This window comes from Microlunatus elymi, assembly GCF_007362775.1.
GTDB lineage: Bacteria > Actinomycetota > Actinomycetes > Propionibacteriales > Propionibacteriaceae > Microlunatus > Microlunatus elymi.
Genome location: NZ_CP041692.1, coordinates 5033489 through 5054422 on the forward strand (window position 1 = coordinate 5033489; position 20934 = coordinate 5054422).

The 20934-nt window shown below is 67.8% G+C and carries 18 protein-coding genes and 1 pseudogene; 6 read left to right on the plus strand and 13 right to left on the minus strand.

Translation table 11 applies throughout. The features are described from left to right. Positions 1 to 43 precede the first annotated feature (43 nt). The 5 genes from FOE78_RS23075 to FOE78_RS23095 all read right to left on the minus strand — a co-directional run bounded on the left by FOE78_RS23075 (position 44) and on the right by FOE78_RS23095 (position 6259). On the minus strand, positions 44 to 1825 hold the full coding sequence (locus tag FOE78_RS23075) for an ABC transporter ATP-binding protein (protein ID WP_143988340.1): 1782 nt from the start codon (positions 1823 to 1825) through the stop codon (positions 44 to 46). Continuing rightward, the gene (locus tag FOE78_RS23080) at positions 1822 to 3690 is read right to left on the minus strand and encodes an ABC transporter ATP-binding protein (RefSeq protein WP_143988341.1); all 1869 of its coding nucleotides are present in this window, start codon (positions 3688 to 3690) and stop codon (positions 1822 to 1824) included. Before FOE78_RS23080 ends, FOE78_RS23075 begins: the two co-directional genes overlap by 4 nt. Before the next feature lie 206 nt (positions 3691 to 3896). Further along, entirely contained in the window at positions 3897 to 4562 is a 666-nt protein-coding gene (locus tag FOE78_RS23085; RefSeq protein ID WP_228265965.1) for a response regulator, read from the minus strand. Between the two features lie 98 nt (positions 4563 to 4660). Further along, the gene (locus FOE78_RS23090) at positions 4661 to 5851 is read right to left on the minus strand and encodes a sensor histidine kinase (RefSeq protein ID WP_143988343.1); all 1191 of its coding nucleotides are present in this window, start codon (positions 5849 to 5851) and stop codon (positions 4661 to 4663) included. Positions 5852 to 5857: 6 nt separating this feature from the next. Further along, on the minus strand, positions 5858 to 6259 hold the full coding sequence (locus FOE78_RS23095; RefSeq protein ID WP_143988344.1) for a hypothetical protein: 402 nt from the start codon (positions 6257 to 6259) through the stop codon (positions 5858 to 5860). 361 nt (positions 6260 to 6620) lie between these two features. Here FOE78_RS23095 and FOE78_RS23100 point away from each other — a divergent pair, with 361 nt between their 5' ends. From FOE78_RS23100 to FOE78_RS23110, 3 genes are read left to right on the plus strand one after another with little or no spacing between them, the layout of a single operon-like run. Beyond that, positions 6621 to 7004, plus strand: coding sequence for a MarR family winged helix-turn-helix transcriptional regulator (locus FOE78_RS23100; RefSeq protein WP_143988345.1), 384 nt, complete (start codon positions 6621 to 6623; stop codon positions 7002 to 7004). After that, positions 7001 to 8659 carry a chloride channel protein gene (locus tag FOE78_RS23105; protein WP_210414727.1) on the plus strand — a complete coding sequence of 553 codons (1659 nt, stop codon included), beginning with the start codon at positions 7001 to 7003 and terminating at the stop codon, positions 8657 to 8659. The genes FOE78_RS23100 and FOE78_RS23105 overlap by 4 nt, the downstream gene beginning before the upstream one ends. Before the next feature lie 53 nt (positions 8660 to 8712). Further along, complete coding sequence (locus FOE78_RS23110) at positions 8713 to 9801, plus strand: mandelate racemase/muconate lactonizing enzyme family protein (RefSeq protein ID WP_143988346.1); 1089 nt, start codon at positions 8713 to 8715, stop codon at positions 9799 to 9801. A gap of 55 nt (positions 9802 to 9856) precedes the next feature. On the opposite strand, the gene purL is transcribed toward FOE78_RS23110, so the two are convergent. After that, on the minus strand, positions 9857 to 12112 hold the full coding sequence (purL, locus tag FOE78_RS23115) for a phosphoribosylformylglycinamidine synthase subunit PurL (RefSeq protein WP_143988347.1): 2256 nt from the start codon (positions 12110 to 12112) through the stop codon (positions 9857 to 9859). Between the two features lie 123 nt (positions 12113 to 12235). On the opposite strand from purL, the gene FOE78_RS23120 reads away from it, so the two are divergent. From FOE78_RS23120 to FOE78_RS23130, 3 genes are read left to right on the plus strand one after another with little or no spacing between them, the layout of a single operon-like run. Beyond that, positions 12236 to 12553, plus strand: coding sequence for an ArsR/SmtB family transcription factor (locus FOE78_RS23120; protein ID WP_143988348.1), 318 nt, complete (start codon positions 12236 to 12238; stop codon positions 12551 to 12553). Beyond that, the gene (locus tag FOE78_RS23125; RefSeq protein ID WP_143988349.1) at positions 12550 to 13035 is read left to right on the plus strand and encodes an SRPBCC family protein; all 486 of its coding nucleotides are present in this window, start codon (positions 12550 to 12552) and stop codon (positions 13033 to 13035) included. Before FOE78_RS23120 ends, FOE78_RS23125 begins: the two co-directional genes overlap by 4 nt. Beyond that, the gene (locus tag FOE78_RS23130; RefSeq protein ID WP_143988350.1) at positions 13035 to 13427 is read left to right on the plus strand and encodes a VOC family protein; all 393 of its coding nucleotides are present in this window, start codon (positions 13035 to 13037) and stop codon (positions 13425 to 13427) included. The genes FOE78_RS23125 and FOE78_RS23130 overlap by 1 nt, the downstream gene beginning before the upstream one ends. Before the next feature lie 402 nt (positions 13428 to 13829). On the opposite strand, the gene FOE78_RS23135 is transcribed toward FOE78_RS23130, so the two are convergent. The 7 genes and pseudogenes from FOE78_RS23135 to FOE78_RS23165 all read right to left on the minus strand — a co-directional run. Further along, positions 13830 to 15968 carry a hypothetical protein gene (locus FOE78_RS23135; protein ID WP_143988351.1) on the minus strand — a complete coding sequence of 713 codons (2139 nt, stop codon included), beginning with the start codon at positions 15966 to 15968 and terminating at the stop codon, positions 13830 to 13832. Between the two features lie 38 nt (positions 15969 to 16006). After that, positions 16007 to 16684, minus strand: coding sequence for a phosphoribosylformylglycinamidine synthase subunit PurQ (purQ, locus tag FOE78_RS23140; protein WP_143988352.1), 678 nt, complete (start codon positions 16682 to 16684; stop codon positions 16007 to 16009). Further along, entirely contained in the window at positions 16684 to 16944 is a 261-nt protein-coding gene (purS, locus tag FOE78_RS23145; protein ID WP_143988353.1) for a phosphoribosylformylglycinamidine synthase subunit PurS, read from the minus strand. Before purS ends, purQ begins: the two co-directional genes overlap by 1 nt. 97 nt (positions 16945 to 17041) lie before the next feature. After that, positions 17042 to 17647: a NifU family protein gene (locus tag FOE78_RS23150; RefSeq protein WP_143988354.1), complete on the minus strand. Its 606-nt coding sequence runs from the start codon at positions 17645 to 17647 to the stop codon at positions 17042 to 17044. An 8-nt stretch (positions 17648 to 17655) separates the two neighbouring features. Then, positions 17656 to 19596: a ferrous iron transporter B gene (gene feoB, locus FOE78_RS23155; RefSeq protein ID WP_143988355.1), complete on the minus strand. Its 1941-nt coding sequence runs from the start codon at positions 19594 to 19596 to the stop codon at positions 17656 to 17658. Further along, complete coding sequence (locus tag FOE78_RS23160) at positions 19593 to 19913, minus strand: FeoA family protein (protein ID WP_143988356.1); 321 nt, start codon at positions 19911 to 19913, stop codon at positions 19593 to 19595. Before FOE78_RS23160 ends, feoB begins: the two co-directional genes overlap by 4 nt. 139 nt (positions 19914 to 20052) lie before the next feature. Then, positions 20053 to 20898: pseudogene (locus FOE78_RS23165) on the minus strand (phosphoribosylaminoimidazolesuccinocarboxamide synthase); the annotation flags it as partial. Positions 20899 to 20934 lie beyond the last annotated feature (36 nt).

Sequence of the window (20934 nt, forward strand, 5' to 3'; positions counted from 1 at the left end):
CCGGAGCTTAGCCAGCCACAGCACCGCGGTCACGCGCCCGCGTTCAGCGATAGCCGCGGGCCTGGATCTCGTACAACTCCGCGTAGGCGCCACCGGCTGCCATCAGTTGATCATGGGTGCCCTGCTCGACGATTCGGCCGCCTGCCAACACCAGCACGATGTCGGCCGCGGCGACCGTGGAGAACCGGTGCGTCACGAGCAAGGTCACACCGCCGCGGCCACCGGCGGATCGAGCCGCGACGGCGTAGCGATCGAACAGGGCGTGTTCGGTCGCGGCGTCCAGCGCGGACGTCGGCTCGTCCAGGGCCAGCAGCAACGGCTTCTGCCGCATCATGCCGCGGGCGATGGCGAGCCGCTGCCATTGACCGCCGGAAAGATCAACTCCAGCCGGCCAGCTCGGACCGAGCTGGGTGGCGAGCCCGTCCGGCAGCGCCGTCAGCACGTCGGACGCCGCGCCGTCATGCAGCGCTCGGCGGACCTCGCCTTCGTCGTCGACCCGACCGACCTCACCCAGTCCGACCGCGTGCAGAGCAGCGAATTCCAGGTCCGCGTGGTCTTGGAACGCCGCCGATGCCCGTTCCCGCCAAGCGGTCAGATCGATCTCGGCAAGATCAACACCGTCGACCAGGATCCTCCCCTCGGTCGGCTGATACATCCCGGTCAACAGTTTGACCAGGGTGGATTTGCCGGCGCCGTTCTCGCCGACCAACGCGACCACGCTGCCCGCCGGAAGATCAAGATCAATTCGGTGCACGGAGTCGTGCTCCGCTCCGTTGTAGCGGTAGCTGACGCCCTCCAGCCTGAGCCCGGTCGCCAATCGGGCAGGTGGTTGCAGCTCTCCGGTGTAGCGATGATGCACGCCGGCCGCGTAGTCACGCAGCCAGACGAATCGGACGGCCGACCGGGATGCCTCGCCCAGCCATTTGATGTTGGCGACCAGATTCGAGCTCACCTGCTGCAACGAGCCGATGGACGTGATCGCGATGGTCAGCACGGCAACCGAGACTGAGCCGTCGATGGCGTCGGAGATCATCCAGCCGATGATCGCGATCGCGCCGCCGAAGTAGAAGATGCCGTTGCAGAGATCGAGCAGCGCATGCTTGCTGTTGCGTACGAGATCGGGCTGCTGCGCGGCCCGGGCACTGTCGCGGATGCGCTGCATCATCACCCGACGCAGCCCGAAGACTCTCGCCTCGGCACCGGCATCCGGATCCCGGGTGAGATCGACCAACCGATCGGTGAGGCGGCGGTACGGACTGCCCTTCTCCTCGGCGATCTTGTCCCAGCGTGCGGTCCGGGCGATCAGCAACAACCGCGGCACCCCCAACGCCGCCAAGATCAGCAGCCGCCAGTCGGCGGTCAGCGCGACCACCACGGTGGTGCCGCTCCAGGCGACGGTGTGAATCAGGTTCAGCACCGCGTTCAGCGCCTGGCCGACACTGCCCGACCACGTCCGGAAGGTCTGCAACTTGTCCTGCAGCTCGGGATCCTCGTGGTGATCAAGCGTCTCGATGGTGGCCATCAGCAGCGACGTCTGCCGGGAGAATTCGAAGGCGACGTAGGTCTGTTGCTTGATCCGGGCGTTGACCCCGATCACTTGCAGGGCGCCGGTGATACCCGTACTGCAGGCCAGGCCGGCCACCGCGATGATCAACTGGGTCGGGTCGTGGTGCACCACCCCGGACGCGAACAGACCGAAGAACAACGGGTTCAGTCCGCGCAGTATCTGGCCGACGGTCTCGGTGAAGGCGGCAATGGTCTCCTTCTTGCTGACCCGGAACGCGGTGGCGCAGACCAGGGCCAACGCCCGCAGGGTGGCGATCATGCTCCCGCCCCGGCACTGTCGCCGGTCCCGCCGGCGAGGGCGAATCTCCTCGCCTGCAAGGTGAACATCTCCGCGTACGCGCCACCGGCGGCCATCAGTTCCTGGTGGCTGCCGTCCTCACTGATCCGGCCCGTGTTGCCGTCCAGCACCACGATGCGTTCGGCTCTCCGCACGGTGGAAAGACGGTGACTGACCAGGATGGTGGTGACACCGTGCGTCAGGTCAAGGAATCGGTCGAAGATGGCTGCCTCGGCGCGTACGTCGAGGGCGGCCGTCGGCTCGTCCAGGACCAGCACCCCGGCACCGCCGGCGACCGCGGCCAGCGCGCGTGCCAGCGCCACGCGCTGCCATTGGCCGCCGGACAGGTCGGTGCCACCCTCGAAGTCCTTCGACAACGGCGTGTCCCAGCCGTCGCCGAGAGCCGCGAGCAACTCGTCGCCGGCCGCCCGCTGCAGCGCCGTCGCGGCGACGTCGTCGCCGGCCCGGCCCATCGCGCCGAAGGCGACGTTGTCACGCAACGACAACGGATAGTGGACGAAGTCCTGGAACACCACGGCGACCCGACCGCTCTCGTCAACATCGACAAAGGGGTCGCCGCCGCCGACCCGGACGCTGCCCTGATCCGGCCGGTACAGTCCCGCAATCAGTTTGATCAAGGTCGACTTGCCGGCCCCGTTCACGCCGACGACGGCCAGCGACTGTCCCGGTGGGACCTCCAGCGACAGCCCGCGGAGCGTCGGTTCGGTACGCGACGGGTAGCCGAAGGTCAGATCCTTGACCTCGATCCCGAGCGCGCCGCCGGACGGAACGGTCGGCGCGGGGAGTTCGGCGGGCCGCAGATCGGGCAGACCGAGGGAGCGACGCAACGAGACCAGGTTGCGCAAGAAGACGGTCGTCCGCATCAGGCCGGACTCGACGTCGCCCATCGGGCCGAATGCCTCCAACCCCAGAATCGCGACCAGGTAGGTGGTGACCAGTCCGACCGCGACCGCGCCGACGTAGGCCTGGTAGCCGAGCAGGGCGAGCGAGCCGCCGATCACCAACGCCTCGGCCACCATGACCATGATCAAGATCAGCCGACGGCGGCCGGTGTGCGGCCAGAACACGTCCTGGGCAGCATGCCAGGAGCGAACGTACCGCTGCTCCAGCCAGCCGGCGATGCCGAAGACGCGGATCTCCTTGGCTGCTTCGGGATGGATCATCAGCCGGCTGATGTAGTCGGCCCGCTGCCGGTCGGCGTTCGGCCTCTCGAAGACGTTGTCCAGCAGTTCGTCCAGCCAGCCTCGTACCTGCCGGGAGACCAGCACGAAGCAGGCGATGATCACCAACGGCACCCACCAGTGCCAACTGAACACCACCGCGGCCGCGCCGAGTGCGGTCAGCTTGGTGACCAGGAACTCCCAGCTGCCGGTCATCCCGAACCGCAGCAGCCAACTCCGGCTGTTCTCGGCCAGCGTGCTCAGCCGCTGGGCAGTCTTTTCGTCCTCCAGCGTGCCGAGGTCCGCCGGCTGCAGACCGGCCTCGCCGATCAACTCGTCCAGTCGTGCTCGGTAACCGGCGCTGGTCCGCGCTCCGGCCCAGGTCATCGCCGCACCACTGATCTGGCCGAGGACCGCGGCGACCGCGAAGACCACGAACCAGCCCCACAGCGGCCGCGCCGCGGCGTCGTGCAACACGACCGCGGACAGCGCCCCGACCAACCGGCCGACGACGATCATGTTGGCGATGTTGCAGGCGACGCCGAGCAGGCTCGCGGCCAGGCAGAACGTGCTCCAGCCCGGGGCTACCGTCCACATCAGCCGGATGTGGGTGCCGAAGCCGGTCAGCCGTTCCAGCAGTGGAGCCTTGTCATCGGCCTCGCCCATTCCACGCCCCTGTCCGCCCCATTACGGCTGTCCGCCCCATTACGGCTGTCCGCCCCATTACGGCTGTCCGCCCCATTACGGCTGTCCGCCCCATCACGGCTGTCCGCCCCATCACGGTGTCCACTCGGTTAGGACCCGAAAGCACCCTGCACTCCAACGGGCGGACCCGCAACCCGTTAGCGGCTCGTTCGGACGCCGGACCCGAATCAGCCTTTGAGCAGACCGCTCTGATAGGCCAGCGCGACCGCCTGGGCCCGGTCGCGCGCTCCGGTCTTGGCGAAGACGCGGGAGACGTGGGTCTTCACCGTTGCCTCACTCAACACCAGGTGGGTGGCGATGTCTCCGTTGGTCATTCCTCGCGCCATCAGCACCAGAACCTCGGCCTCACGCGGCGTCAGCAGGTCGATCACCGTGTCGTGGTCGGTGCTGTCGGTCGGCGATTCCACCGCCCGCTGCATCACCCGGCCGGCGATCCGCGGGTCGAGCCAGGACTGCCCGGCGGCCACTGCCCGGATCGCCGACGGCAGATCCTGCGGCGCGGCGTGTTTGAGCAGGTAGCCGCTGGCGCCGGCACGAAGCGCCGGATAGAGCGCGTCGTCGTCGGTGAAGGTGGTCAAGATCAACACCCGGACGCCGGGTTGGCCATCGATGCGGGTCCGACGGACGATCTCCTCGGTGGCCTCGGCGCCTGCCAGCACGGGCATCTGCAGATCCATCAGCACCACGTCCGGCCGATCGCGTACGGCTGCCTCGACCGCCTGCGCGCCGTCGGCCGCCTCTCCGATCACGGTCAGGTCCTCGTGCGCGGACAGCAACATCAGCAGCCCGGCCCGGACGAGTTCTTGATCATCAGCCACCAGTACCGATGCCACCCTGGCCCGCCTTCCCCCGGTTGGCCGCATTGTAGGCCGCGCAGGTCCAGCGTTGGTTCCGCGCTCGCATTACAGACGCGGCCGCGATCTGCAGCGTGTCAGGTCGGGCGCCCGGCCGAAGCCGGCAGTACGGCCTTGATCGCAAAGCCGCCGTCCGGCAACGCTCCGGTCTCCAGTTCGCCGCCGACCAGGTGTACGCGTTCGGCCAGCCCGGCCAGGCCGTGTCCGGTGGACAACGCAGGCTTGTGGCCGGGCGACCGGGTGCCGCCGTCGTTGATCACGCTGGCACGCAGGCGGGGCGGTATCCAATCCAGGTTGACCTGCACCCTGGCCCCTTCGCCGGCATGCCGTACGGCGTTGTTCAACGCCTCCTGGACCAGCCGGTAGCAGGTCATCTCGACACTCGGGTCGAGGTCACAAGGCTGCCCTGTCACCACAAGCTCGACCGCCTGTCCGGCCTGGCGGGCCCGATCGATCAAGGCCGGCAGCTCACTCAACCGTGCCCGGGCCGACGGCGTCTCGACCGACTCGTCCTCGCTGCGCAGCAGCTCCAGCAGTCGCTGCAACTCGTTCATGGCCTGGATGCCGGACTGTTCGATCGCGTCCAGCGCCGGCCGCACCCGGCCCGGCTGCTGTCCCATCACTGCCAGCGCCCCGGCGGCCTGCAGCGTCATCGCGCTGACCGAGTGCGAGACGATGTCGTGCAGTTCTCGGCTCATCGCCAATCGTTCATGCCGGACCGCGGCTCGGATCTCCTGCTCCCGCAGCAACTCCAGTTCGGCAAGCCGACGCCGGGTCCGATGCCGCAACCGGGCCGCGACCCAGACTGCGGCCAGGATCAGCACATCGGTGATCACCGTGCCGAGCAGCCAGAATCCCACCATGTCGTTGCGACCGACCGGAAAGGTGTTGATCACTTCGACGGCGAAGACTCCCGCGGTTGCGACCAGCGACAGCACTGCACCCTGCCGACTGCTGCGCGAAGCGACGGTGAACATCGCCACCAGCAACGCACCGAACGGCTGCAACTCCGGAAACACCAGGGACGACATCGCCGCCGCCCAGCAGATCACGAAGACGGGCATCGGCCGGCGTCGGCGAAACAGCAGAGCGGTCGGCCCGATCAGCAGGATGACGATCCCGGCCGTGGTCGGCAGCTGCCCTCCCGGACGCAGCCCGGCATCCTCTGTCCGGGAGGCGAAGATGACGAGGTCGAAGGCACCGGCGGCGATCGCGAGCAGCAGGTCGATCAGCCGCGATCGCCACAACCGCCGGTTGTCGATCGCCATCGGCGGTCAACAACCCGAGCAGGACTTGAGGCAGAGAATGCGGCACCACCAGGGCTGATCCGCGACCGCCGCCCGCCCGCTGATCAACGGCTGAGCGGTCTCCAGGAAGACCAGATCCTGCTGGACCGGAAGCAGTTGCAGGCCGGGAGACTCGGCCGCCAGGATCTCCGCGGCCTGATCGGGGCGGATCAGGCCCGGCCGGATCCGATCGATCGGATAGCGTGCACCGTCGGCGAGATCGAACACCTCCAGGTGTTCGGCCCGATGCGGAACCGCGCACATGGCCGCCGCGAGGTCGTTGTCGACCTGGACGACATAGGGATGGACCACCCGGCCGACGCCGATCCGGCCGACCGCGGATGCCCCGGGCCGCCGACCGTGGACGGCGACCTCTGAACCGAGTTGCATAGCGCGATCATGCCGTACGGCGGCCGATTCGGGGGTCAACCTGTCGAAGATCGGTCTGCCGCGGTAGCGCCGTCGTCCGACAACCGTAGGGCGATATACATCCAGAGGATGACGACACCGGATCGTCGCGACGGCAGAGTTGTTCCCGGACAAGTCCTGGAGCGTCCACACTCCTCGGGGGGAAGGGTGTGGACGCTCCAGCCTTGTGAACCCATCCTGATTCCTGACTGAGACCGCCGACTTCTGCGCACTTCTTGCAGTCTGCAAGTCTTGCGTTGTGCAAGAGCGAAGATCATTCAGTCCGGCCGTCGATGCGTTGCAGGCAATAACCCGCGATCTGCTCGGTTTGGCGGTACGCAGCGTGGACGAGGTCAGCGAGGTGACCGTGCCGCAGATGCGATTGCTGTTCGCGGTCCATGATCACGGCCAAGCCTCCTGCACCGAACTGGCGCACGCGCTCGGTCTGAACGGCTCCTCGGTGACCCGGCTGGCGGACAAGCTGACCGTGTCCGGGCATCTGGTGCGTACCGGTGCGCAGGACAGCCGCAGCAAGGTCGTCCTGGAGCTCACCCAGCGTGGGCACGAGGTGATCGACGCCGTACTGGCCTGGCGATCTCGGGAGTTGACCCGGGTGTTGCACCATCTGGACGCGGACGCGCTGCGTTCGCTGACCGCGAGCCTGGATCTGCTGCATGACGGGCTGCGGAGGCGACACCACGATCTGACCGGGCCGGTGCCGCTGTGAGCCCGGGAGGAAGATCAGGTTCGCGTCCGGCTTCGGCGAGCGACGAACTCGGCGACTTCAACGTCCATCCTCGACTGTTGGTGATCACGGCCTGGGCACTGCCGATCGGCGCGCTCGGCGCGGTCGCGGCCTGGTTGCTGCAGATGCTGATCGGCGTCGTCACCAATGCGGTCTTCTATCACCGTTGGGACACCTCGCTGGTCGCCCCCGGGGCGACCCATCACGCGTGGTGGCTGGTGCTGCTGGCACCGATCGCCGGTGGCCTGGTGGTCGGCCTGATGGCCCGCTACGGGTCGGAGAAGATCCGCGGCCACGGCATGCCGGAGGCGATCGAGTCGATCCTGGTCGGCGGCAGTCGGGTGGAGCCGAAGGTGGCCGGACTGAAGCCGATCTCGGCGGCGGTCAGCATCGGCACCGGCGGCCCGTTCGGCGCCGAAGGGCCGATCATCATGACCGGCGGCGCGATCGGTTCGATCCTCGCCCAGCATTTCCGGCTGACCGCCGACGAGCGCAAGACCCTGCTGGTCGCCGGCGCCGCGGCCGGGATGGCAGCCACCTTCAACTCGCCGCTGGCTGCGGTGCTGCTGGCGGTTGAGTTGTTGCTGTTCGAGTGGCGGCCGCGCAGCTTCGTACCGGTGGTCGCGGCCGTGGTCTCCGGCACGGTGGTCCGCGGAATGCTGATCGGCACCGGGCCGATCTTTCCGGTGCCGCACGCACCGGTGACGATCAACTGGCACGACGACGCCCTGGCGGTCGTGGTGGGAATCAGCGGCGCGTTGGTGGCGTACGGGGCCACCCGGCTGGTGTACTTCGCCGAGGACCTGTTCCGCCGGCTGCCGATCCACTGGATGTGGTGGCCGGCCATCGGCGGCCTGATCATCGGGCTCGGCGGCCTGGTCGAACCACGCGCATTGGGCGTCGGCTACGACGTCATCGATCAACTGCTGACCGGGCACGCGACGATCGACCTGATCATCGGCATCCTGGTGGTCAAGACGCTGATCTGGTCGCTGTCGTTGGGATCCGGCACCTCCGGCGGCGTGCTGGCGCCGACGTTCATGATCGGCGGCGCGCTCGGTGCGGCCATGGGACTGGTGTTCCCGTCGGTCTTCCCCGGCTTCTGGGCGATGCTCGGACTGGCCGCCGTGGTCGGCGGTGTGATGCGGTCGCCACTGACCGGCGTGGTCTTCACCCTGGAGTTGACCCATGCCTGGGATGCGCTGGTGCCGCTGCTGGTCGCCTCGGTCACGGCGTACGCGGTCTCGGTGCTGGTGCTGAAGCGATCGGTGCTGACCGAGAAGATCGCCCGTCGCGGGCTGCATCTGAGTCGCGACTACACCACCGACCCACTGGAGACCTTCTTCGCCGCCGACGCGATGCGGACCGGCGACGACGCGATGGAACTGGCCCGCGAGCTGGCCGCCCGTGGTGCCCACTTCGTGGTCGGCGAACGGGACACCCTGCGTCATGTGGCCTACTCGTTCGCCCAGCACGGCCATCCCGAGGCCGCAGTGCTGGCCGAGGACGGGCAGGTGCTCGGCCACATCGATGTGCAGTCCCTGTTGACCGCGCGACTGCACGACCTGACCGAGGCCACCGAACGCACGCAGGTCTTCCGTCGGCCATTGGGCATCGGCAGCCGAGTGCCCGGCTGAGCTCAAGTTCGCGGCCCGTTAGGGTGTTTCTCGATCCCGACCGAGGAGTACGGATGTCCGTGATCACCGCCGCCGAGGCCATGCTCGCCGATCTTGAGGTGGAGACCGTCCGCACCGACGCGACCCAGAGTTTCGTCAAGCAGGAAACGATTCTGGTGTCGATCACCACTTCCGACGAGCTGACCGGGACCGGGTACGCGTACACCATCGGCACCGGCGGTCCGGCGGTGCTCTCGCTGCTGCGTGAATCGCTGTTGCCGCTGCTGATCGGCGAGGACGCCCGCAATGTCGAGTGGCTCTGGCGCAAACTGCACGACACCACTCATGCCACAACGGTCGGGGCGATCACTGCGCTGGCGTTGGCCGCGGTCGATACCGCACTGTGGGATCTGCGCTGTCTGGCGGCCGGCCAACCGCTGTGGCGACTGGCCGGCGGCTATCGGCAAGCTGTCCCGCTGTACGACACCGAGGGCGGCTGGCTGCACCTGGACACCGACGAACTGGTCCGCGGCGCACTGACCTCACAAGCTGCCCGCTGGCACGGTGTCAAGATCAAAGTCGGCAAGCCGGCGATCACCGAGGACGTGGCCCGGCTGCAAGCCGTCCGCGATGCGGTTGGTCCGGAGTTTCCGATCATGGTCGACGCCAACCAGTCGATGACCAGCGCCGAGGCGGTACGACGTGCCGCGGCCTATGAGCCGGTCGGGCTGGGTTGGTTCGAGGAACCGCTGCCGGCCGACGATGTCGGTGGCCACGCCCGGCTCGCCGCGGCCACCAGCATCCCGGTCGCCGTCGGCGAATCGCTCTACTCGATCGGCCAGTTCCGCGACTACCTGCAGCGTGAAGCCGCACACGTCATCCAGGTCGACGTGGCCCGGATCGGCGGCATTACACCTTGGCTCAAGGTGGCCCACCTGGCCGAGGCGCACAACGTGGCGGTCTGCCCGCACTTCCTGATGGAACTGCACGTCAGTCTGGTCGCCGCGGTGCCCAACGGGCGTTATGTGGAGCACATCCCGCAGCTGCGCGCGGTCACTACCGAGGAGATCACCATCGCCGACGGCCTCGCCTACGCCCCGGAGCGACCCGGGCTGGGCATCGCCTGGGACTGGGACGCGCTGGACGATCGTCGCGTCGGCTGATCCATCCGAGTTGTCAGTCGGTGGTTTGGCCATGGCGAAACCACCGACTGACAACTCAGTGGTCGAGGGCCGCTGGAATGGTCTGCCGCCACCTGTCGGCGAGCTCGGTCAGGTCCACGCTGAACTGGCCGGCGATCGACAGCGCGTCGCCGCCGACCAGGCCGAGCTCGCGAACCGACACGCCGTGCTGTGCGCACACCGCCGTGAAGGCGTCCCGCTGCTCCGGCGGCAGCGACACCAGCACCCGACCGGTGCTCTCGGAGAACAAAGCCACAAAGGGATCCTGGTCGTCCGGCAGCGACAGCTCGGCACCGCGATGATGACGCAGACTGCACTCGACCAGGGCCTGCGCCAGGCCGCCCTCGGACAGATCGTGAGCGCTGCTCAGCAGCTGTTGCCGGGCGCCGCTGATCAAGACCTCGGCCAGCCGCTGTTCATGATCAAGATCGAGCTGTGGCGGCAGACCGCCGAGATGATCATGGACGACATCGGCCCAGACCGAACCCGCCAGCTCGTCCCGGGTGTCGCCGAGCAGCATGATCACGTCGCCGGCGGCGCGGAAGCCGGCGGGCGTCCTGCGGGTGACGTCGTCGATCACACCGAGCACACCGACCACCGGCGTCGGCAGGATCGCCTGCTCGCCGGTCTGGTTGTAGAAGCTGACGTTGCCGCCGGTGACCGGCGTGCCGAGGGTGCGGCAGCCGTCCACCAGCCCGGCGATGGCGCGCTCGAACTGCCACATCACCGCCGGGTCCTCCGGTGAACCGAAGTTCAGGCAGTCCGAGACCGCGAGCGGGCTGGCGCCGGTGACGGCGACGTTGCGGTACGCCTCGGCCAACGCCAACTGCGCACCGGCGTACGGGTCGAGGTAGCTGAACCGGCCGTTGCAGTCGGTGGCCAGCGCGACGCCCAGGTTGGTGTCCTCGTCGATCCGCAGCATGCCGGAGTCCTCCGGCTGAGCCAGCACCGAGTTGCCGCGGACGTAGCGGTCGTACTGGTCGGTGATCCAGGACTTGTCGGCCAGGTTCGGCGACGAGATGATCTTGATCAGGGTTTCCTGGAGTTCGTCGGCGGACGCAGCTCGTTCAAGATCATCAACGCCGTCGACCTGGACCCCGTCCTGCCAGGTCGGGCGAGCGTACGGGCGTTCGTAGACCGGGCCCTCGGCGGCCACCGTACGCGGCTCGACGTCGACGATGGTCTCGCCGTGCCAGTCGATGATCAACCGTCCGGTGTCGGTGACCTCCCCGACCTCGGTGGCCAGCACGTCCCACTTGCGGCAGATCTCGAAGAACTGGTCCAGGTGCTGCGGCTCGACCACCGCCATCATCCGCTCCTGGGATTCGCTCATCAGAATCTCTTCGGGGCTGAGCGTGTGATCACGCAGCGGCACCCGGTCCAAGATCACGTGCATGCCGCCGTCGCCGGAGCTGGCCAGCTCGGCGGTGGCGCAGCTCAACCCGGCAGCGCCCAGATCGCTGATCCCGTTGATCACACCGGCCGCGAAGAGCTCCAGCGTGCATTCGATCAGCAGCTTCTCCTGGAACGGGTCGCCGACCTGCACGCTCGGTCGCTTGGCCGGCCCATCGGCGTCGAACGTCTCGCTGGCCAGCACCGAGGCGCCGCCGATCCCATCGCCGCCGGTTGCGGCCCCGTACAAGATCACCTTGTTGCCGGTACCGGTGGCCCGGCCGAGTTGCAGGTCCTCGTGCTTGAGCACGCCGATGCAGAGCGCGTTGACCAGCGGGTTGCCGAGGTAGGACTTGTCGAAGACGACCTCGCCGCCGATGTTGGGCAGGCCGAGGCAGTTGCCGTAGCCGCCGACGCCGGCGACCACCCCCGGCAGCACCCGGTGGGTGTCGGCCGCATCCAGCGGTCCGAACCGGAGCGCGTCCATCACGCCGATCGGCCGGGCGCCCATCGCGAGGATGTCGCGGACGATGCCGCCGACTCCGGTGGCCGCGCCCTGATACGGCTCGACGTAGGACGGGTGATTGTGGGACTCGATCTTGAAGGTGACCGCGTACCCCTGGCCGATGTCGATCACGCCGGCGTTCTCGCCGATGCCGGCCAGCAGCTTGCCGGTCCGGGTCTCGGCCGGGAGTTCGCCGAAGCGGCGCAGGTGGACCTTGGACGACTTGTAGGAGCAGTGCTCGGACCACATCACCGAGTACATCGCCAGCTCGCTGCCGGTCGGTCGCCGGCCGAGGATCTCTCGGATCCTGCTGTACTCGTCTTCCTTCAGCCCGAGTTCGCGCCACGGCTGGCTCTGCTCGGGTGTTTTCGCCGCCTGTTCCACGGTGTCCGCCACGGCGGTAAGGCTAATGCTTGGGACTGCCTGGCGACGAATGGCGATGTCGACCCTTGACGCGCTGTCTGTAAGCGGACATTGCGTACCCTTGTGGTTACGTAACTATCTGGGTACGCTGCTGGTATGGATGCGGTATTGCAGGCGCTGGCGGATCAGAGCCGGCGGACCGTGCTGGAGATTCTTCGTGATCATCCCGCCACGGCCGGTGAACTCGCGGCGGCACTTCCGATTGCCCGGCCGGGAGTGTCGCGGCATCTGCGCGTCCTCAGGGAAGCCGGATTGGTGACGGTGGATCAGGAAGCCCAACGACGGATCTACAGCCTCCATCCGGAGGCGCTGATGGAGGTCGATCAGTGGCTCGAGTCCTACCGCGCCCTGTGGGAGCAGCGGCTCGACGCTCTGCACACCGAGATTGCTCGAGGGAAGAAGGCACGCAAGTGAACATCATCGGAACCATGCGCCGACTCGACGAGAGCCGCGGCGCCGTACGGGTCAACGATCTCTACGACACCGACATCGACGACCTGTGGCAAGCCTGTACGACGCCGGACCGGCTTGCCCGGTGGATCGGTGAGGTGACCGGCGACCTGCGCGTCGGTGGCACGATCCACGCGTCCTGGACCAGCAGTTGGACGGGGCCGGGGAGGGTGGAAGTCTGCGAGGCTCCGCGGCATCTGCTGCTCACCCTGGAACCCGGTGCCGAGGATCAGACCCAGGTCGAGGCGTGGCTCAGCGAGGAGGGTTCGCAGACCCGGTTGGTGGTCGAGGAACGCGGGCTGCCGTTGGCGAACCTGCATTTCTACGGGTCCGGCTGGCAGGCACATCTGGAGGACCTCGGCAGGTCGCTGGTCGGCGAGCCGTCGGTCTGGCATGACCGTTGGACCGAACTCACGCCGGCCTACCAAGAGTTGGCGGTGAACTGATGTCGGACCAGATCAAACTCAGCGGGACCACGTTGAACGCACCCGACGCCATCGCGCTGGCGCGGTTCTATGCCGAGATCACCGGAGGGGTGGCCCACGGCGACGAGCATTGGGCGATCGTCACCGGTCCGAACGGAGAGATCGGATTCCAGCAGGTCGCCGGCTTCCGGCCGACTCAGTGGCCCGAGGGCGACGTACGGATGCAGCTGCATCTCGACTTCTTCGTGGACGACCTCGCCGCCACCGAGACGCGGGTGCTGGCCGCCGGAGCAACCCGGTACGACTTTCAGCCGAACTCCGACCACTGCTTCGTCTACGCCGACCCCGCCGGCCACCCCTTCTGCCTCTCCACCTGGGACACCGCGCGTGTGATGGATGAAACCGGAGCCTGACTGCGCACCTACTCGCCGGGGCAGTTGGTTTGCATCCAGCGTGGCGGCCGAGTCCGTGTTGGCTTCGGTCGACTCCGCGGGCGGCGGGCGCGTTCGTTTTCCAACCAGTGATGACTTCGATCGGGCCCCAAGGTGCAGAACGTGTCCGTTTCCCAACCAGCGTTGGGTTTCGTCACGAGCCCAGGGCAAGTGGTCGATTCCACCCCCGGGAGATTCAAGGAGTCGGCGTCCCCGATGCCGTGGACACCGGTCGGTCCGCTCGGGCGGCGAAGTTGCGCGACGGAAGTGCAGAAAATCCACGACAAGGGCTGCACCTTCGTCACGCAACTTCATTCGGGACCGAGCCGACGAAATCGACCCTACGGGCGGCGAAATCGCCGGCTGGCGCCTCGATCTCAGGGTTCAGCGCCGGCGGGACTTCGCGCGGAGGGCGGGATTGCCGGAGCGGGAGGCGTGTTTGCGATCGATCTCGGGCAGCAGACCGACTGCCGGCGTGGGCTGATCGGCGAAGTCGCTGCCGCGCAGCACCGCCGGCCAGCCGTACGGTCGCAGCCGGTAGTAGAGCATCCCGGCCGTGGTGGCGGCGAAGGGGCCGGTCAGGGTGAGGAAGACCGAGATGCCGGCATCGTTCAGCAGGGTGCCGATGATCGCGGTGACCAGGACGGCGATCGCCGTGACCTGGTAGCTCGACCAGAGGTCGGCGGTGATCGCGTGCCGCAGCCGGCGGAAGATCACGACCCAGATGATCACCCCGATGATCACACCGGCAATGCCGAGCGGCGCGATCAGGGTTGCGCCCGACGCCTCGGCCTTGCGGATGATGATCGGCCAGGCGTCCCCGCTGATCACCCGCTGGACGAAGTCGCCGAGATGGCTGCGGTGCCCCGCGCCGCGCGCCCAGTCCAGCACCGAGACGATGCCGACCACCACGACCGCGACCACGGCGATCACCGCCAGCCGCTGCCAGGTGATCTTGAAACCGGAGACCGCCAGCGCCAGGAACAGCACCGCCGGCGTCAGGCTGATCACGCCGCCGAAGTCCGCACCCATCGACGGCCACCCCTCACACGCCACGGCCAGCCCACCGATGATCAACACCGCAATCACCGGCATCCACTGGTGTGCACGGATGTTCTTGGCCCGACCGGTCCGCGCGAACCGGTGCGCGAGGTAGCCGGCGACGACCAGCGTCGCCGCCGCGTAGCAACCGAACGTGGTGTTGCCGAAGCCGTACCACCGACCACCGACCACGGGTCGCGAGTTCAGCAGCGATCCCGGCTGCATCACGCCGCCGAGGGCGGCGTCGACGGTGAAGGTCGCCATGGTGATGCCCGCGGCCGCGATCGGGATCGGAATCTTCAGCCAGCGGGACAGACCCAACGCCAGCGCCGGCAGGATCACCGCCCAGCAACACAGCGTGATCACCAGGGCCACGGCCGGATGTGATTGCGCGGCCCAGGGAAAGGAACCGGTCAGCATGAGTGATGCGGTCAGCGTGGTGAGCCCGGCGACCATGATCGCCACACCCCTCCAACGCCGCGTGGCGACGAACACCGTCAACAGCGCAGCCATCAGAACGCCGATGGCCGCACCGGCGGCGTACCCGATCGGGGCGACCGCGGACAGATTGCTGATCATGGTCAAGTGATCGCTGATGATCTTGGTCGAGACCGGCTGCTGGTCGACCTGGAACAGCGTGCCGTCCACCGGCGCGGACGCCGGCAGCGCGGCTGAGCCGCGACTGAAGTCGATCAAGGTACGGGTCAGGTCGATCAGCGTGACGATGCCGTGGCGCCGGGTGGTGTCCGAGGTCATCATCCCCGGCAGCGTGGTGCCGAGCCGGTAGATCAGCTGCAGATTCTGGTTGTGCGAGCCGGGATCGGGTCCGATCCCCGTCACGAGCACGGTGACGTCCTTGCGACCCGCCAACGCCGTGATGACCTGATCGGAACGCGACCCGGCATCGACCAGCGTCAACGGACAGGTCAGCCGATATCCGTTGCTGGCAAAGGAATCCGAAGTGCGGTAATCCTGCAGGCTGCCGTCAGGCTTCGCCGCCGCCAACGCTGCTCCCGGTCCGACTGCGCTCACACATCCGTTGCTGAGCTCGGCCAGGATGCCGAGTCGCGCGTCGCCGGAATTCGATGCGGCGACCTTGAGCCGGGCCTGCCAGTCGTCGACCCGGGCGTTCGCGCCGCTGCCGGTCACCGACGGCGTGCACAACCCTCCCGCACCGGTACGGCGTCCGGCACCGACGGTCAGCCAGCCCGCCGCCGCGCACTCACCTTGGTTGCGGGCGCGGATCGACATCGCACCGGTCTGCACGTCGCCGGCATGCTCGGAGATGATCTTGTCGTCCGTCGCGTCCGGTTGATAGCGGCCGGTGACACCGACCACCACGAGTTTGCTGGTGTAGATCGCGCTCGAACTCGGCGGCTCACCCAGCGTGCTGATCACCCGCAGCAGGGCGAAGATCAACGCCAGCGCGATCACGGCCAACATCGCCCGCACACTGAGCGGGAAGCGACGACGGGTGCTCATCGCGACATCCGGTACGGCGACTGCCGGCCGGTCATCGATCAGGCAGCCTGCAGCTGCTGGAGCACGCTGGCGAAGAAGCCGACCCCGTCCCGTCCCGGAGCAGTCAGCGGGTCGACGTTGTGCTCCGGGTGCGGCATCAGACCGACCACATTGCCACGCTGATTGGAGATTCCGGCGATGTCGCGGTAGGAACCGTTCGGGTTGCCGCCGTGATAGCGGAAGACGACCTGACCCTCCCCCTCGAGCCGATCGAGGGTGTCGTTGTCGGCGACGTAACGACCCTCGCCGTTCTTCAGCACGATGCTGATCTGCTCACCCTGCTCGTACTGATTGGTCCAGGCGGTGCGATTGGATTCGACGATCAGTTGTTGATCAACGCAGGTGAAGACCTGGACGTCGTTGCGGATCAGGGCGCCCGGCAGCAGATGTGCCTCGCACAGGACCTGAAAGCCGTTGCAGATGCCGAGCACCGGCATCCCCGCGTCGGCCTTCTCGATCACCTCGGTCATGATCGGCGCGAACCGCGAGATGGCACCGCAGCGCAGGTAATCGCCGTAGGAGAAGCCGCCGGGCAGGATCACCGCATCGATGCCCTGCAACGAATCGTCGGCGTGCCACAGCGACACCGCCTCCGCGCCGGACAGTCGGACCGCCCGGAGCGCGTCATGATCATCGAGCGTGCCCGGAAAGGTGACCACGCCGATCCGCGGTGCCATCAGGCCACACCCGCCGGTTCGGTCTCGACCCGTACGGTGAACCCCTCGATCACGGTGTTGGCCAACAACGTCTCGGCGGCCTTGGCGATCTCCGCCAGCCGGGCCTCGGTGAGCTCGCCGTCGACCTCGATCTCGAACCGCTTGCCCTGCCGCACCGTCAGCCCGTCGAAGCCGAGCCGCTGCAGCGCCCCGGTCACCGCCTTGCCCTGCGGGTCCAGGATCTCCGGTTTGGGCATCACATCGACCACCACTCGCGCCATGCGTGTGATCCTAATGGCCGAGTACGGATCCACCGATTTCGCCCGCGCTGACGACCGGCCGATGGCGAGGGAGGGTGGCCGATACGTCAGCCCGTGGTCAGGCCGAGCGCCGGCCGAGAGTCAGCCAGCGCGGGCCACGGCGGGCCGGCGCCTCCTCGGCCCGCAACTCAACCAACTCCGGGAACAGCTCACGGACGGCGGTCTCCAGCCGTTCGTGCAGCGTCACCCCGGCCGCCGGACAGTGCGAGCACGTGCCGGAGAGTTTGAGTACGGCTCGCCGGTCGGCAACCTCCACGATCTCGACCCGACCGCCGTGCGAGCCGATGTAGTCACCGACCGGGCCGGCGAGCACCTCTGCCAGAGCTGCGCGCAGCCGGCCGTCGGCGCCGGCATCTTCCGCCGGCTGCCATTGCGCCGGCTGCTCGAGCGCGGCCTGCAGCCCGTCCCGTACGGTTCCGCCGAGTTCGGCCCAACCGTGCGGCGGGGCCAGCCGGACGCGTACCGCACCGGCTTCGACGATCACCGCGGCAACCGTCCGATCGGCCAGCAACCGGCCGAAAGCGCCCGGTGCCGCGGCGACCGGACCGGCGAAGTCGAAGATGCCGGAGGGAATGATCCAGCGTACGGTGTCCGGCGCGTCCTGCACCGGCTCGGGATGCATCGGCACCGGTGCGCTGCGCGGCGTCGATGCGACGGTCGTCATCGACCGGGTCATGTCAGTGCCCCGACCACGGTGTGGGTCAGGAAGGCCATCCCCCAGGCCAGCACGAACATGTAGCCGAACGCGATCGCCGGCCACTTCCACGATCCGGTCTCCCGGCGCATCACGCCGATGGTCGACATGCATTGCAACGCGTACAGGAAGAAGACCAGCAGCGCGGCGACGGTCGGCGGGGTGAACAACGGCTTGCCCTGATCCGGCCCGTCGGTGATGGTCATCTTCTTCAACGCCGTCGACGGATCCTCCGGATCGGTGGCCGCGGCCACCTGCCCGAGGGTGGCGACGAACGTCTCCCGGGCCGACAGCGATGCCAGCACTCCGATATTGATCCGCCAGTCGAAGCCGAGTGGGGCGAACACCGGTTCGACCGCGTGGCCGAGGTCGGCGGCGTAGCTGTGGTCCAACACATAAGCAGACACCGCAGCCTCGTCGTTGGTGTTCACGCCGGCCGCCTTCATGCTCGCGATGCTCTGCACCGGCAGATTCAGCAGCAGCCACAGGATCACCGTCACCACCAGGATGATCCGGCCCACCTTGCGCAGGAACCCTTTGCAGGCGTCCCAAACCGACAATCCGACAGTCCGCAGCCGGGGCAGCCGGTAGGACGGCATCTCCATGTAGAACGGCATCACCGGCCCGCGCCGGCTGCCGATCCGCTTGAACACGAACGCCGTACCCATGGCCGACAGCGCACCGCCCAGATAGAGCGCGAACATCACCACGCCCTGCGCGCCGAACGGGCCGAACCGGACGTCGCGGTCGACCAGCAGCCCGATCAGCAACACATAAACCGGCAGCCGAGCCGAGCAGGTCATCAACGGTGCGCCCATCATGGTGGCGAACCGATCCTTCGCCGACGGCAGCGACCGGGTCGCCATGATGCCGGGGATCGCGCACGCCAGCGAGGACAGCAGCGCGACGAAGGCCCGACCCTCCAGGCCCACCTTGGCCATCAGCCGATCCATCAGGAACGCGGCCCGGGACAGATAGCCAGTGCCCTCCAGCAGTGAGATCAACAAGAACAGCAAGGCGATCTGTGGCAGGAACACCACCACACTGCCGACGCCGCCGATCAACGCCTGACCGAGCAGTCCGCTCAGCCAGCTGTTACCGACGTACTGCGCGACCAGGGAACCGAGCCAGTCGAAGATCGCCTGCACGCCGTCCTGCAACGGCGCGGCCACGGTGAAGATCACCTGGAAGAAGCAGAACATGGTGGCCAGGAAGATCAGCGTGCCCCAGACCGGATGCAGCAGCACCGCATCGATCCGCCGGGTGCGGTGATCGACGTCGGGCACCCGGTAGTGGCTGCTGCGCAGCACCGAGTCGGTCCAGGAACGGACCTGCTCGGATTCGGTCGGCGGCAGGATCATCGGCCGCGGCCAACCGGCCGGGTCGACCAGGCCGGTACGCAGATCTGCCAGCTCGGTACGAGATCCGGCGGCGACCGGGATCACCGGGACGCCGAGTGCCCGCTGCAGAGAGGCGACGTCGATCCAGCCGCCGCGTCGAATCAGTTCGTCGCGGAAGGTCAGCACCACGCAGACCGGCAGTCCGCGTTGCAGGACCTGCGCCAGCAGCGGCAGCGATCGGCGCAGGCTGGTCGCGTCCAGGGTGACCAGCAGCGCGTCCGGCGTCTGGATCGCGTCGACGTCCGGGTCGAGAACGTCGGCGACGACCAGTTCGTCCGGGCTGATCGGCTCCAGACTGTACGTCCCCGGCAGGTCCTCCACGATCACGTCCCGATCGGCCACTCGCAGGCTGCCCTCGTACCTGGCAACGGTGACGCCGGGATAGTTGCCGGTCTTGCTGCGCAGTCCGGTCAGCGCATTGAACAGCGTGGTCTTGCCCGAATTCGGGCTGCCGACCAGCGCCAGCCGGAGATCTCCGATCTCCGCGGCGGTGGCGACCGGGCCGCAGTGCGAGCTCATTCGGCGGATTCGGCGCTCGGAATCGGGCGCACCAAGATGTGTGCGGTCTGGGCCCGGCGCAACGCGATCTCGGTGTCGGCGACGCGATAGACGACCGGGTCGCCCAGCGGTGCCCGGCGCAGCACACTGACATCCCCACCCGGAGCAAAGCCGAGATCGCGCAGCCGGCGCGCGGTCAGCGTGTCCAGGTCGTCGGCGTAGCCGGTGATCCGACGGGTCGTCCCGGGCGGCAGCTCGGCCAGCGAGCCGACGGCCGCCGGGTCATCGCGTGGGGTCGCGTCACGACGTACCCGTGAACCAAGGAACGCGAGCGACATGGCACCTCCGAACAGCTCCGCCGAACAGCCCGCAACGACTGTTAGGGAAGCCTAACCGATGGTGTCCCGGTGTCGTCAATAGCGCTCTCAGCTTGGTGCAGGGTCTGCCTGAACGGTGCGGGGCGAGTTACCAGCCCTGACCGGTCAGGGTCTCGTACGCGTCCAGGTAGCGCTGCCGGGTGGCCTCGACGATGTCGACGGGCAGCGGCGGCGGGGCGACGTTGCTGCTGCGATCCCAGCCCGACCGGTCGGTCAGCCAGTCCCGCAGGAACTGCTTGTCGTACGAGTCGATCCGCACGCCCGGCTGCCAGGTCTTCGCATCCACGAATCGGGACGAGTCCGGGGTGAGCACCTCGTCGGCGAGCACGATGGTGCCGTCGGCGCGGCGGCCGAACTCGAACTTGGTGTCGGCCAGGATGATGCCGCGGTCGGAGGCGTACTGCTCGGCCTGCCGGTAGATGTCCAGGGTCAGGTCGCGGATCCGCTCGGCGGTCTCCTGCCCGATCCGCTCGACCGTCTGCTCGAAGCTGATGTTCTCGTCATGCTCGCCGAGCGGGGCCTTGGTGGCCGGGGTGAAGATCGGCTCCGGCAGCCGCGAACCGTTCTGCAGGCCCACCGGCAGCTCGATCCCGCAGACGGTGTGAGTGTGCTGGTATTCGGCCCAGCCCGAGCCCATCAGGTAGCCGCGCGCCACGCATTCGATGTCGATCATCTCCAGCCGTTCGCAGACCACGGCGCGGCCGGCAACGGCTTCGGGTACCTCGGTGGAGACGACGTGGTTGTCGACGTCGTGGAGTTGATCGAACCACCACAACGACATCCGGGTCAGGATCTCGCCCTTGTCCCGGATCGGCGGCTCCAGCACGAAGTCGAACGCCGAGATCTTGTCGGTGGCGACCATCAGCAGCCGGTCGTCCCCGATCGCGTACAGCTCACGGATTTTGCCGGCGTGCAGCAGCGGCAGGTCGAGCGCAGTCTCATACACGCCCGGAAGCCTATTGGATGCGCTTCGGCCCGGCTC

What these genes read in the sequence shown, in the direction of transcription:
- FOE78_RS23075 (WP_143988340.1), bottom strand. Translation starts at nt 1,825, where the DNA reads ATGATCGCCACCCTGCGGGCGTTGGCCCTGGTCTGCGCCACCGCGTTC.
- FOE78_RS23080 (WP_143988341.1), bottom strand. Translation starts at nt 3,690, where the DNA reads ATGGGCGAGGCCGATGACAAGGCTCCACTGCTGGAACGGCTGACCGGC.
- FOE78_RS23090 (WP_143988343.1), bottom strand. Translation starts at nt 5,851, where the DNA reads ATGGCGATCGACAACCGGCGGTTGTGGCGATCGCGGCTGATCGACCTG.
- FOE78_RS23095 (WP_143988344.1), bottom strand. Translation starts at nt 6,259, where the DNA reads ATGCAACTCGGTTCAGAGGTCGCCGTCCACGGTCGGCGGCCCGGGGCA.
- FOE78_RS23110 (WP_143988346.1), top strand. Translation starts at nt 8,713, where the DNA reads ATGTCCGTGATCACCGCCGCCGAGGCCATGCTCGCCGATCTTGAGGTG.
- FOE78_RS23120 (WP_143988348.1), top strand. Translation starts at nt 12,236, where the DNA reads ATGGATGCGGTATTGCAGGCGCTGGCGGATCAGAGCCGGCGGACCGTG.
- FOE78_RS23130 (WP_143988350.1), top strand. Translation starts at nt 13,035, where the DNA reads ATGTCGGACCAGATCAAACTCAGCGGGACCACGTTGAACGCACCCGAC.
- FOE78_RS23135 (WP_143988351.1), bottom strand. Translation starts at nt 15,968, where the DNA reads ATGAGCACCCGTCGTCGCTTCCCGCTCAGTGTGCGGGCGATGTTGGCC.
- purQ (WP_143988352.1), bottom strand. Translation starts at nt 16,684, where the DNA reads ATGGCACCGCGGATCGGCGTGGTCACCTTTCCGGGCACGCTCGATGAT.
- purS (WP_143988353.1), bottom strand. Translation starts at nt 16,944, where the DNA reads ATGGCGCGAGTGGTGGTCGATGTGATGCCCAAACCGGAGATCCTGGAC.
- FOE78_RS23150 (WP_143988354.1), bottom strand. Translation starts at nt 17,647, where the DNA reads ATGACGACCGTCGCATCGACGCCGCGCAGCGCACCGGTGCCGATGCAT.
- feoB (WP_143988355.1), bottom strand. Translation starts at nt 19,596, where the DNA reads ATGAGCTCGCACTGCGGCCCGGTCGCCACCGCCGCGGAGATCGGAGAT.
- FOE78_RS23160 (WP_143988356.1), bottom strand. Translation starts at nt 19,913, where the DNA reads ATGTCGCTCGCGTTCCTTGGTTCACGGGTACGTCGTGACGCGACCCCA.